This is a genomic window from Sphingobacterium sp. CZ-2, assembly GCF_004526235.1.
Lineage (GTDB): Bacteria > Bacteroidota > Bacteroidia > Sphingobacteriales > Sphingobacteriaceae > Sphingobacterium > Sphingobacterium tenebrionis.
The window spans coordinates 1,300,252-1,312,659 of the sequence record NZ_CP038159.1 but is presented as its reverse complement, the minus strand read 5'-3'; the positions used below and the strand labels follow the sequence as shown (position 1 = coordinate 1,312,659).

Below are 12,408 nucleotides of genomic sequence, written 5' to 3'. Positions count from 1 at the left end.
TTATAGGGTGTAAAAAATTGGTGGATAAAGCATTCTACATTAACTTTGGGATATTGATGTGCGACTGCTAAGTATGCCTTCAGAAATTTTAACCATTTATAAACAGCAATTAAACATGATGTTATTTTACCTAATCAACAAATGCAAGTGGCATATGTATGTTTGCAACCTGATGCTCCTATTGACCTTTGTGATGCCTTCTATGGCCAAAGCCCAAGTGCAGGAGCAATCTTATACTGGTGTTGTGAGAAATGCGCTTGCCGAAACCATATCTGGGGCTACTGTCCGGATTTTGGGTACCAACAAAGCGACCAGTACTGATGGTCAGGGTAGATTTGAAATATCTGCTCAACCAGGTAATCAATTGATCATAACTTATGTAGGTTATGAAGACAGAACCATTACTTTAACAGCAAATGCGAGGAATTTAAACATCCAATTGGAAGCCAGTGATGCCAGTCTGATTGAGGATGTTGTTGTAGTTGGTTATGGAACGCAGCGAATTACCAAGGTTTCCGGTGCGATTTCGACAGTGAAAGGTGAAGATATTGAAAAATTGAGACCTACGCGCGTAGAGGAAGCATTGCAGGGAAGAGCATCTGGGGTTAATGTTATACAAGGAGGAACTCCAGGATCTAAACCGACCGTCCTTGTGCGTGGTATCCCATCCTTTTCAGGGACAGATCCGATGGTTATCGTTGATGGGGTACCGCAATCCTTGGACGATCTCAATGCCATATCTTCCACGGATATCGAGTCTATAAATGTTTTAAAGGACGCTGCTACAACTGCAATTTACGGAGTCAAAGGCGGCAATGGGGTTATTGTTGTCACCACGAAATCTGGACGTAAGAATGCTCCTGTACAAATTGGTATCAATACAAATGTCGGCTACCAAGAGGCTGTGAAAAAAATTAACATGCTCAATGCCACAGAATATGCAGGAATCATTAACGAAGGAAGCATTGCTGCTGGTGGAAACGCTATTTTCCCGGATATCACTGTTTTTGGTGAAGGCGTTGACTGGCAGGAGATGGTTTTTGAAAAACCATTGGATCAATCCTATACCCTTACAGCAAATGGTGGAGGTGAAAAAACCACTTACTTTCTATCAGCCGGTTGGTTGGGGCAGGGAGGTATTGTTGGTGGTTATGATAAATCCAGGTTCAACCGTGCCACTGGTACGGCCAATATGAGTTATGATTTGAGCAATAAACTGAAATTTACATTAAATACGAGCTATGTATTGATCAATAGTAAAGGTATTCAGGAAAACTCGTTTAACTCCATTCTTGGTAGTGCGTTGAATTATGACCCTACTGTCCCTTTGTACAATACTGATCCGAATATCGTCGGTCAATATGGTTTCAGTACCTTATTGTTATCCGAAATTTTCAATCCTTTGACCAAATTGGAAAACACTTATAATACCTACCGGGGTAATAAGATCTATGGGAAGGGTGAGCTCACCTATAGTCTCCTTCACAATCTTCGATTTACTTCCAGGTTTGGTTATTCCCGATATGATGATAATGGAAAAACCTTCAATCCTTTGGTGTTCTATGGTGTAAATAATGTGGATAATTCCATGAATGCGGACGGTTCTACTGTTACGGGCAAACACAATAGTGTGAGCCATAATAAGAATGAATACTTTAATTATACCTGGGAAAACTTCGTGAATTATGATTTTAAGGTGAATGAATTGCATAATTTTGAGACTGTTTTAGGGATGTCGGCTTTTAAGGCTACTGGAAATGGTATGTCTGCAACCCGACAAGATGTTCCCTATAATTCTTGGGAGTTCGCGGATTTCAGTGCAGCAACTGGGGCCAATTCTTCCGAACGTACGGATGGACGTGATGGAAGTTATGGACAATATTTCCGAAAGAATCTTTCATATTTTGGGCGTGTCAATTACGATTATAACGAACGTTATTTGGCTTCGGTGTCCATGCGTAGGGATGGATCCTATGCTTTCGGATCTAACAATAAATTTGCGAATTTCCTATCTGGTTCTCTTGGATGGGTTGTTTCAAATGAAGATTTCTTTCAATCGGAATTCATAAATCTATTCAAAATCAGAGCAAGTTACGGTACGATCGGAAATGAAAATGTAAGTCCTCAATTTGCTGGAATCAGTACTGGAGGACCAGTTTATGGACCAAATGCAAATTCCAATGGATATAATTTCTCGGGTGTTTTTTATTCGGGATCTAGCCTAACCTCCATTGATAATCCAAGCTTAGCTTGGGAAAAACAGGTACAGGCCAACGTGGGATTCAACCTTCAATTTGCAAATAACAAATTCAGCTTGGATGCTGATTATTTTCATAAAACTGTTGATGGTCTGTTGTTTACCCCTTCTGCCTCGCTTTACCTGGGCACAGTTGCCATCCCTACGGCAAATATTGGTTCTACCCAAACAGATGGTTTGGATATCACCTTCGGGTATAACGACAATTACGGATCCAACTGGAAATTTGGTTCTGCATTGACCATTACCACAGCAAAGAATAAAGTAACAGCGACCAATGACGATGGCACTGCAAAAATCATTGGCGGGGGTTATTTCAATGGTCAATCGCAGACAGTAACCGTTTTTGAAAAAGGGGAGACACCAGGTTATTTCTATGGATATAAAACTGTTGGATTGTTCCAAAATCAAGATGAAATTGATGCATGGGCTCAACAGGAAGGCGCTAGACCCGGGGATATCAAATTTATGGATATCAATGAAGATGGCGTGATCAATGCTTCGGATATGACCAAAATAGGCGATCCATTCCCAAGCATGACTTTGGGTTTGAGCTTGAACCTTTCTTATAAAATGATTGATTTCTCCGCCTTCTTATACAGTTCTTTCGGTAATGATCTGTACCGCGCATATGAACGGAATGCCAATTATTCCAATAAACCGAACAGTATCCTGAACCGATGGACAGGTCCAAACAGTACGAATGACGCTCGTTATCCAAGATATTCCTTTACGGATGCGAACAATAACAATAGAGTTTCTGACCGATTCGTGGAAGATGGATCCTTCCTAAAGGTGAAGAACCTTCAATTGGGTTATACATTGGAAAATCCACAGCTTTCAAAATATGTTAAATCTATCCGCCTGTTCGCGCAGGTTAAAAATGCATTCACGTTTACCAACTATCTAGGATATGATCCGGAATTGCCTGGAGGAATCATGAATACAGGTGTTGACCGTGGGGCATATCCACAAGCGAGGACTTTTTCTTTTGGTGCTAATTTTAAATTTTAAGTCATGAACATTCAAAAACATACCTATAAATTCGCAAAACCTTTAGTTTTCATTGCCTTGCTGGGATTGGGTACAACTTCCTGCAAGAAATGGGTCGAATATAGTCCTAAAGATGATTTCAGAATTGCTGCGACAACCTACCTGCAGGATGAGAATGATTATCGGACAATGACAATCTCGGTTTATACTCCTTTGCAATGGTTGAACCAAGTTGTTCCGATCGGAGATATTGCTTCGGACAATGCGGTAGCCGGTGGAGAAAGTGCCTCTGATGTGATTGCATTGCAACAGGTGGATGATTTTACGGTGAATCCTGAAAATGCTACATTGAGGGAACTGTGGCAGTCTGCTTATGAAGGGATTAATCGGGCAAATTTCATGACCCAATATCGGGATCAAAATCCATTGGGCCGAGCAGTCAATTTTAATGGAAAGGATGCCCTTTATGGCGAAGTCAGTTTTCTGAGGGCATATTATTATTTTACGTTGGTCCGTTTATTCGGAAGTGTACCTTTGTTTGCGGATCGACGATTAAGTCTAGATGAGTCCCGGCAAATCCAGCGTTCCAGCAAGGAGCAGGTTTACGAACAGATTGAAAGGGACTTGTTGGATGCTATTGGAAATCTACCTCCAGTTCAAGAGCAAAAGGGTAGAATTACAAAATACGCTGCACAGGCATTGTTGGGAAAAGTTTACCTCTACCAGAAAAAATATGATCAAGCGGCCCCTGTTTTGGAAAGTATAATCACATCGAATGCTTTCTCTTTGGTTTCAGATTTCGCTTCCATTTTTCTCCAAGCTGGAGAGAATGGTCCCGAATCCGTATTTGAAATTCAATATACCAATACCTTCCCTTATTATAATTGGGATGCACCGATGCGCGGACAGGGTAATTTTGCGGTTCAGCAATGTGGAATCCGCGGTTTAGCAGGAACTGATGCTATGCCTTATGCGGCCGGATGGAGTACCAACCTTCCTGCAGGTAATCTAGCTTCAGCTTATGAAGTAGGCGATCAAAGGAAAAATGCAACCATCCTGGATATCGATGCCTATGCTGCCGCTAATCCATCCTATGGTATTTCCTATCAGGTTGCACCATATAAAAATACAGGATTGTATTCCCAAAAATATCAGCCTAGAAAAGGTCAGACATCAGGTCAGGTGGAATTGAATTACCTGAACAATTTTCGCATCATACGTTATAGCGAGGTGTTGTTGATGGCTGCTGAGGCTTGGAACAAAAGCAGTTCGCCAAATGATATCAAAGCTAAGGATTATCTTAACCTGGTTCGCAGGAGAGCTTTTGGAAATAATAACCATGATGTTAATGCAGCAGGAGCATCCTTATACGATGCAATTCTGTCGGAACGTCGATTGGAATTGGCCATGGAAGGCGACCGTTACTTCGATCTTGTGCGCACGGGCATGGCAGCTTCCAGGTTGGGATCCTTGGGATTCGTAGTCGGTAAGCATGAAGTCTATCCTATCCCTTTGGATGAAGTGCGAATTTCAAATCTTGAACAAAACCCTAATTATTAAACCATGAGAAAGAATTTTTTAATAGCCATGATTTGCTTCTTGGGGCTCTATAGCTGTAAGGAGGAAACCTTTACCTTTGGAAACATCGATACACCTTCAACGCCTCAACTACAGCTTGATATCAAAGGAAAGGATGCAACCCATCCCAATGGGGATGGATCTGGGGAAGTATCCCTAACTGTAAATGCCGATCATGCATTTACCTATCGGGTGGATTTTGCAGATGGTTCCAATCCCATCACTTCCACCACCAATAGCTTCCAGCACGCCTATAAACACGTAGGTGTAGAAACATTTAAAGTAAAGGTAATCGCTTATGGAAGAGCGGGCGTTTCTTCTGAAACGACACAGGAAATAACCGTTCAACGTGATTTTATTCCTAATCCAGAATTGGTAGCCATGCTAACTGCCGGGTCCAGCAAAACTTGGGCTTTAGATTCCTTAGCCTCTGGTCATCTTGGAGTAGGACCTAGTGATGGAATGGAACCCATATGGTGGGCTGCACCACCATTGGATAAAAAAGGCTTAGGCATATATGATGATGAGTACACCTTTACAGCCTCTGGTAGTTTTACGCACAAAACCAATGGTTCCATTTTTGGGAATAAGGATTTTCTGCGTGATTTCGATAATACCTTAACTGGAGGTGGGGATTTTACGTTATTAGGACCAAAAGCAGCAGATTATTCGGAAGCATTTGGATATGATGGTTCCGAAACAACAGAATTTATCGTATTCTCAAAATTGGGTTTTGTTGGTAATTATATGGGATCCCATCGATACCAAATCCTAAAACGAACGGATACGGAAATGCAATTGCGGACCATTGGTCGAGATGGTCTTGCCTGGTATGTTAAACTTAAAGCAAAATAACGATGTATAGATTTTGGATATTGATCATTGCCTTGTCAGGGGTAATCAGTTGTAGTAATAAGGGGAGTGATCCAGCAGGAGATGCGCCTTCAAATTTAACCTTGCAAATTACGGAAAAGGAAGCCGGAAGTGGAACGTATATTTTTGAAGCAAAGGCGGATAATGCATTATCCTATGAAATCAATTTTGGCAACAACCAAAAGGAAGTAAGTAAAACCGGAAAAGTAGAATATACCTATCCTATCGCAGGGAAGTATACAGTTACTGCTACTGCACGTTCTGCCAACGGAATTACCATTTCTAAAACGGAGGAATTGGAGTTTTCAAGACCAGAAAAGCTGGTTTGGGCAGATGAATTCAATGTTCCTGGAGGCTTGGACAGCAAGAAATGGACCCATGAAATTGGGAATGGTGAGAATGGATGGGGAAATGCCGAAAAGCAATATTATACCGACCGGTCAGCAAATTCCTATATTTCAGATGGCACCTTAAAGATCAAATTGATTAAGGAGAACTATGAAGGTTTTGGATATACCTCAGCTCGAATAGTGACGCGCGGAAAATTTGATTTTACGTACGGAAGGGTGGAGATCCGTGCAAAAGTGCCTGTTGGAAAAGGAACTTGGCCAGCCGGTTGGTTGCTTGGTAGCAATTACCAAACAAAAATCTGGCCTGCATGTGGGGAGATTGATATACTGGAACATGTGGGTAAGCAACTGAACACGATACATGGAACCTTACATTATCCAGAACATCATGGGGAAAATGCCACGACCAAGACTACAGAGTTGGCTACAGCAACAACAAACTTCCATGTGTATTCTGTGGATTGGAATAAGGATGAAATTATTTTCAAGGTGGATGGAAAAGCTTACCATACTTTCAAAAGTTCGCCTCAGTACCCATTTCACCATGATTTTTTCATCATATTGAATATGGCCATGGGGGGGTATTTTGGTGGTGATGTTGATCCTTCCATCAATGAAGCCATTTATGAAATTGACTATGTACGTGTTTATCAATAGTATTTGACAATCCTGTCCATATATGTTTAGTTAGCTAATTCTATTCCCCGTAGGATATAGCTGTTGAAGGAGCCTGCCAAAATATCCTTCAATACGAAGGAAGCGATATTATCGCTTCCTTTTTTCTTTGTGCTTATATTTTTACTTTATTTAATCTCTGATTTTACTAGGTGTTTATATACCTAAGCATTCGAAAAATAAACATTTCTTTTCCTTTAATAAACAAGGCATGGAATACCTATATTTGCCATGCAATTTCCATAGCAATGAAATTAAAACACGCCAATTTAGCTGTTACAGCTGCTTTATTATCCATGGTCTGCGTGCAGGGTGGGGCATCCATTGCCAAACAACTTTTTCCCGCTCTTGGTCCAATTGGAACAAGTACCTTAAGAATTGGTTTATCAGCTATATTATTGTTGTTGATCAATAGACCACCCATATTTTCCTTCAATAAAAAGCAATGGTTGTACTGTGCGATTTACGGTTTGGGGATTGCCGCAATGAACCTGATCTTTTACATGGCCATTCAGCGCATACCTTTAGGTTTGGGTGTAACCATAGAATTTATCGGTCCTCTTTTCCTGGCCTTTGCCTTTTCCCGTAAATGGTTGGATGTGATTTGGGCCTTACTAGCCTGTTTAGGGATCCTATTGATCGTGCCCTGGCAGAATAATTCCATCGATATCATAGGATTGGTATTGGCCTTTGTAGCTGGTACTTTTTGGGCGGTGTATATTGTGGTAGGAGGAAAGGTTTCCAAAATCATGGATGGCCGACATGCTGTAAGTACGGGCATGCTGATTGCTACTTTTTTTATAGTTCCTTTCGCCATATGGGATGGCGCCATTATGGATGTTACCCCAAGTTTATTCCTTAAAGGACTTGGAGTAGCGATCTTTTCTAGTGCCCTGCCATTTTCTTTAGATATGTTTGCCTTGGGTCGATTGCCTGCAAAAACCTTTAGTATCCTGACCAGCTTGCAGCCTGCCTTCGGGGCATTGTCGGGTTTGATCTTTTTAGGGGAATTCTTGACCGGTATGCAATGGGCATCTGTGGCCTGTGTGGTTTTGGCAAGTATTGGAACTACGGTTTTCAACAAGGAGGAAAGTGTGAAGGCTGAAGTTAATTAAGCTTAAGTTTAATATCGATTAAATCTATGTTAATTCTCCTTGACATGTAATGTGTATTACCTTATATTTGATTTAATTAAATAACCAAATTCAAAACCGCAAGGTGGACATTATTTTTAGATAAACTAGGTTTAACAATTACTTAATACGTTATAACTAATTTTGGGTAGAGAAGGAGCCTAAACTTTGGACTATATTTCAGACATTAGTTTAAATTCACGATTAAAAAACAGTGATCATGATGCTTTTGTATTCATCTACAATAGCCTGGCAAAAGAATTGTATTATTTTGTCAAAAAATATATAAAAGATGAAGCAATTTGCGATGATATTATTCATGATTCTTTTTTGAATCTTTGGAATGCACGCGAACGTATACAAACCACTCATCCCATTCGGCATTACATCTTCCGAATAACCAGAAATTTAGTTTATAAAGAAATCAAAAAGCAGATCAGTGCCTCCATCATGTTAAAAGTTGATGCCACAGAACATGAACAGATCGAAGGGGGAGAATGTGTTGAACGAACGATTTTGGATAAGGAATATGCCAATATCTACAATCTCGCGATAAATACTTTACCACCTCAGCGGAAACGTATATTTAGAATGTCTCGAGAGGAAGGTTTGACTTATAAAGAAATTGCAGGTAATCTGGAGATTTCCACCCAAACGGTAAAGGAACATATGTCCTTAGCGATGAAAAGCATTAAAGATTACATCGCTAAAGAACATGATATCCTTTTGAAAACCATTTTAATTCTGGTTTTTTTCAATAGGATCTAACGAAATTTCTTCCAGTAGATCCTAATTCAATTAAAAGTTTATTTTAAAATTCGCGATTACAGGGTAATGGTCCGATTCTTTATTCGCCCACGTGAACACCGAATACATTTGAGGTGTAAAGGCATTCAGAGGTTGATAGATCAAATAGTCAATGGTTCTGTTTGGCGTTGGGGTAGGAAAAGTAAACTGGCTACAGTTTCCATTTAAACAGCCAACGGTAAAATAGGTCTTCAGGATGTTCATCGTATTAGATGTTGGTAGCGCATTAAAATCGGAACCTACAATCATCGGTTTCCCAAAGGTTTTACATAGTGCATTGAAATCATTTGCCTGCTTGATCCTGTTTCGTTCATCACTTAAGTGGTCAAAATGCGTACTGATGAAATAGAATTCTTTGCCGTCTTTTTCTACCAACATGCGTGCAACAGATCTTCTTTCTCCTCCCAAAGCAGGATCGACTTCCAAGTTAAATCCTTTCTTTTCTTTTACGGGAAGTTTTGAAAGTACGGCATCTCCATATTCACCACCTGCTATATCAATAGCCTTCACAAAATGATAATCCATACCTGTCATTTCGCCCAATGCTTTGGCAATATCGCCATTGTGTTTGTTGCGGTCGGAGTTTTTATCGACTTCCTGAAGCGCAACAAGATCTGGATCTGCTTTTTTGATGACCTCCGCAATGACCTTTAGATCTGGAATTCCTCCAGATCTAGCGCCAAAGATATTATAGGTCATTGTTTTTACAATGATATCCTTTTTTGGAGGGTCGATAACAGGTTCATTACCTCCACCGCCTTTTCCGCATGCCAAAACCATGCTGCCCATTATGATTAACCCAATTAATTTCTTCATGTTATCTATAGATTAAATCCCACATTAGAATGCTACCAATTCGGCAATCGAAGTGGTATCGCCATTACCCGCACTGCTTAATACCGTTACTTTGTAATAACGACAGCTTACACTTTTCTCAAAATACATGGTTGCAGATGTATCTTCTGAGGAGGCTACAATGCTGAATAGACCAGCATCAGTCCAGGTATTTCCATCGTTGGATGTTTGTATAAGTACATTTTTTGGAAAAAGATAGGCATTATTAGCACCTGTTCTTCCGTATAATGTAATTCCATGGAGCGTATGGGTGGCATTCATATCAATGGTCAAGTAATGCGGATGTGGCGGCCTCCAACCGTTAACTCGACGATAGGTGGATAACCAAATCATTTCCTTGGTACCATCAATGGCATATTTCGCTCTTCCACCGGCACCATCGTAATCATCATCCGAATAATCGTGAATCTCCCAACCTTCAATGGAGATTGGTGTAAAAGGATTTGATTCATAGACTCCATTTACCAGATAAAAGGTAGTCCTAAGGTTTTCTTTAACCGGTAGGCTGGGTTGAACATCACTGATTGAAACAGGAATGATATAGGTTTTTGTACCGCCCAATTTTATAGGGTTTATCTCCAGGTTACTATTATTAGATCCGGCATTTCCCGGTTGAATGATAACAGACGGACTGGAAATTTTATAACTTTCGACAGGTGGCAATTCATAATTTGTATTGTTCTGTTGGTTATATTGATCTACCTTTTCTTGGTCAATCTCAAAATTTACGGTTACAGGGTTGCTTAATATACTGAATCCGCCATAGCCAGCTCCAAAAGCAATATTGGTCCATTCATCTTTAATGGCCAAACTTTTAGGTACAGCACCGTTACTAGCGGATTGCATGAAAACTTTGGTATACTGATCTTGGTTTTCGACATCCAAAGCCTGTTCTTTACAACTTTGTAAGAAGAACAGCGGGGAGGATAATAACAGTAATGCGGATAATCGCATACTGTTTTTTATGTTTTTATTAACTAGACTTTTCATTGATCCTTTCATTTTTGGGTTAGATTTACCAACCTGGGTTCTGAACTAAATTTGGGTTACGTTGAATTTCCGCTTGTGGAATAGGAAAATAATAAAAGCTTTTGCGGAAAACCCGGCTTTCAAACCTTGTCCTTTTAAAGAAGGCAAGATCGGTATTGGAGGTTCCTCCTTCTGCATTCATACCATACATTGGTCCCGCATCAGTCTGTTCTGCAACCTTCCATCTTCTGGTATCAAAATAACGCAGATGTTCCATGGTCAATTCGATACGTCTTTCCAATCGGATCTGGTTTCTCATCTCCGATTGCGATAAACCTGCAGATAATGCAGGGATTCCACCGCGTTCCCTGATTTGGTTTAGATATTTTAGGATATCTGGATTGTTAGGGCTAGACTCATTTAGCGCTTCTACATAGTTCAAAAGTATTTCTGCATAGCGCATCATCACATGAGGTCTCGCGACGTTATTCTGCGTTGGATGATAGGTTGGCGATACGTTCTTACGGAAAAGATATCCAGTCTCTGAATAATCGTGTGATCCCCCTTTTCCAGATTCTCCAGTATAATACAGTTGGATTTCTCGAACCCCCAAGCTGGAGGTTGTATTGATCCAATCACTGCCGGAATAGGTTATAGTTGCATAAAAACGTGGTTCGCGATTCTTGTACATATTGAACGTGTTCTTTGCACGTGTGGAACCAGGTGCCTGAAAGCTACTAAATCCTGTTTCGGAATAACCACTTGCGGAATTGATGTTGGGAACTCCTGCGGCATTGTATCCGGTTATTGGAGACTCCCCATTTACCATGCGGTAAGCATCCACCAATTGCTGGGTTGGACCCATGGAAGCATATCCACTCGCTAATCTTGGGGTACAGGATCTTTGATAGCTTGATAAACCATTGTTATTCCTACCTATAATCCATTCAATGTTCCAAGAATCCAGAAAAAGGTCACGATAGGATAAAAACGGATCCAGTTCACCATTTGATTTATTTTTTCGGTAAAGGCCTAATTTTCCAGATGATTCAGCATAATTAATAACCTCTTTTGCAGCTTCAGCCGCTTTTGCCCACTTATTTACATCATAACTAGAACTGAACAATAATTTTCCATCCTTATTAGCAAGAGTTAAATAATCCTGATTCCCGTTATTCAATGGACTTGCCGCATAAAGTAATACACGGCTTTTCACGGCTCTACAAAGAATTTTACTCGCTCTTCCCATGTCATTCTCCAAGACATTATCTCCATTGGCGTAATGTTCCACATCTAGGTCAGCTTCTGCTAAGTTTAGCTCAGTGACAATATAATCTACACATTCATCATAGGAGCTACGTGGCATCTGCATATTAGGATCCGTTAAAGGGAGATCCGGTGCAATTTCCTCATCACCAATGATAATGAAAGGCCCATATTGTTTTAGGATTTCTGCGTAGAAGAATGCTCTTAAAAACCGAGCTTCTGCTTTTCTCTTTTTGATTAGAGCTGCACCTTCTCTTTCTTGGAGAATTTCCTCGTTTCCATCAATGTTATTAATGAAGGTTGTAGCAGTACGAATGCCTTTATAATAATGGTCCCAGAAGTTCCAATAATTGGAGGAGGCATTCCAGTTACCAAGATTCACTTGAAAAGGAGTTCCTCGTTGCGATACGTCGTTGTCATCCGAAATAACATCCCAAGGAGTAGTGTTGGTTCGGTGTGCTTCATCGCGTATAAAATTGTACGTTCCTGCCAACCAATCCTCGGAAAGTTTTCTTCTATTAAATACTTCCTCCAGCGATAACCTGTCATCAGGTACCTGGTTCAGGAATTCTTTTTGACAGGAGCTTCCAAGCATCAAAAGAGCTGCAGCAAGGACAGGTGTTATGGTATTTTTTAAATTAAATTTCATGAT

At 40.4% G+C, this 12,408-nt stretch carries 9 protein-coding genes; 6 read left to right on the top strand and 3 right to left on the bottom strand.

Annotation, left to right across the window (positions count from 1 at the left end; translation table 11 throughout):
- Window positions 1-115 precede the first annotated feature (115 nt).
- The 6 genes from E3D81_RS05950 (at window position 116) to E3D81_RS05925 (ending at window position 8,627) form a co-directional block, all read left to right on the top strand.
- On the top strand, window positions 116-3,271 hold the full coding sequence (locus tag E3D81_RS05950) for a SusC/RagA family TonB-linked outer membrane protein (protein ID WP_245153294.1): 3,156 nt from the start codon (window positions 116-118) through the stop codon (window positions 3,269-3,271).
- Between the two features lie 3 nt (window positions 3,272-3,274).
- Entirely contained in the window at window positions 3,275-4,810 is a 1,536-nt protein-coding gene (locus E3D81_RS05945) for a RagB/SusD family nutrient uptake outer membrane protein (RefSeq protein WP_134776795.1), read from the top strand.
- Between the two features lie 3 nt (window positions 4,811-4,813).
- The gene (locus E3D81_RS05940) at window positions 4,814-5,683 is read left to right on the top strand and encodes a hypothetical protein (protein ID WP_134776794.1); all 870 of its coding nucleotides are present in this window, start codon (window positions 4,814-4,816) and stop codon (window positions 5,681-5,683) included.
- Between the two features lie 2 nt (window positions 5,684-5,685).
- A complete protein-coding gene (locus E3D81_RS05935) occupies window positions 5,686-6,708 on the top strand; it encodes a family 16 glycosylhydrolase (RefSeq protein WP_134776793.1) in 1,023 nt (340 codons plus the stop codon).
- A 266-nt stretch (window positions 6,709-6,974) separates the two neighbouring features.
- Window positions 6,975-7,841 (top strand): EamA family transporter, encoded by an 867-nt coding sequence (locus tag E3D81_RS05930; protein ID WP_134776792.1) that lies wholly within the window; start codon window positions 6,975-6,977, stop codon window positions 7,839-7,841.
- A gap of 186 nt (window positions 7,842-8,027) precedes the next feature.
- The gene (locus tag E3D81_RS05925) at window positions 8,028-8,627 is read left to right on the top strand and encodes an RNA polymerase sigma factor (protein ID WP_099366219.1); all 600 of its coding nucleotides are present in this window, start codon (window positions 8,028-8,030) and stop codon (window positions 8,625-8,627) included.
- A 30-nt stretch (window positions 8,628-8,657) separates the two neighbouring features.
- On the opposite strand, the gene E3D81_RS05920 is transcribed toward E3D81_RS05925, so the two are convergent.
- From E3D81_RS05920 to E3D81_RS05910, 3 genes are read right to left on the bottom strand one after another with little or no spacing between them, the layout of a single operon-like run.
- The gene (locus E3D81_RS05920; RefSeq protein WP_134776791.1) at window positions 8,658-9,482 is read right to left on the bottom strand and encodes an endonuclease/exonuclease/phosphatase family protein; all 825 of its coding nucleotides are present in this window, start codon (window positions 9,480-9,482) and stop codon (window positions 8,658-8,660) included.
- A 24-nt stretch (window positions 9,483-9,506) separates the two neighbouring features.
- The gene (locus tag E3D81_RS05915) at window positions 9,507-10,511 is read right to left on the bottom strand and encodes a BT_3987 domain-containing protein (RefSeq protein ID WP_167554244.1); all 1,005 of its coding nucleotides are present in this window, start codon (window positions 10,509-10,511) and stop codon (window positions 9,507-9,509) included.
- A 25-nt stretch (window positions 10,512-10,536) separates the two neighbouring features.
- A complete protein-coding gene (locus tag E3D81_RS05910) occupies window positions 10,537-12,405 on the bottom strand; it encodes a RagB/SusD family nutrient uptake outer membrane protein (RefSeq protein WP_209023111.1) in 1,869 nt (622 codons plus the stop codon).
- Window positions 12,406-12,408: the final 3 nt, after the last annotated feature.

Coding starts and splice junctions, on each gene's coding strand:
- E3D81_RS05950 (WP_245153294.1), top strand. CDS start 116: ATGATGTTATTTTACCTAATCAACAAATGCAAGTGGCATATGTATGTT.
- E3D81_RS05945 (WP_134776795.1), top strand. CDS start 3,275: ATGAACATTCAAAAACATACCTATAAATTCGCAAAACCTTTAGTTTTC.
- E3D81_RS05940 (WP_134776794.1), top strand. CDS start 4,814: ATGAGAAAGAATTTTTTAATAGCCATGATTTGCTTCTTGGGGCTCTAT.
- E3D81_RS05935 (WP_134776793.1), top strand. CDS start 5,686: ATGTATAGATTTTGGATATTGATCATTGCCTTGTCAGGGGTAATCAGT.
- E3D81_RS05930 (WP_134776792.1), top strand. CDS start 6,975: ATGAAATTAAAACACGCCAATTTAGCTGTTACAGCTGCTTTATTATCC.
- E3D81_RS05920 (WP_134776791.1), bottom strand. CDS start 9,482: ATGAAGAAATTAATTGGGTTAATCATAATGGGCAGCATGGTTTTGGCA.
- E3D81_RS05915 (WP_167554244.1), bottom strand. CDS start 10,511: ATGAAAAGTCTAGTTAATAAAAACATAAAAAACAGTATGCGATTATCC.
- E3D81_RS05910 (WP_209023111.1), bottom strand. CDS start 12,405: ATGAAATTTAATTTAAAAAATACCATAACACCTGTCCTTGCTGCAGCT.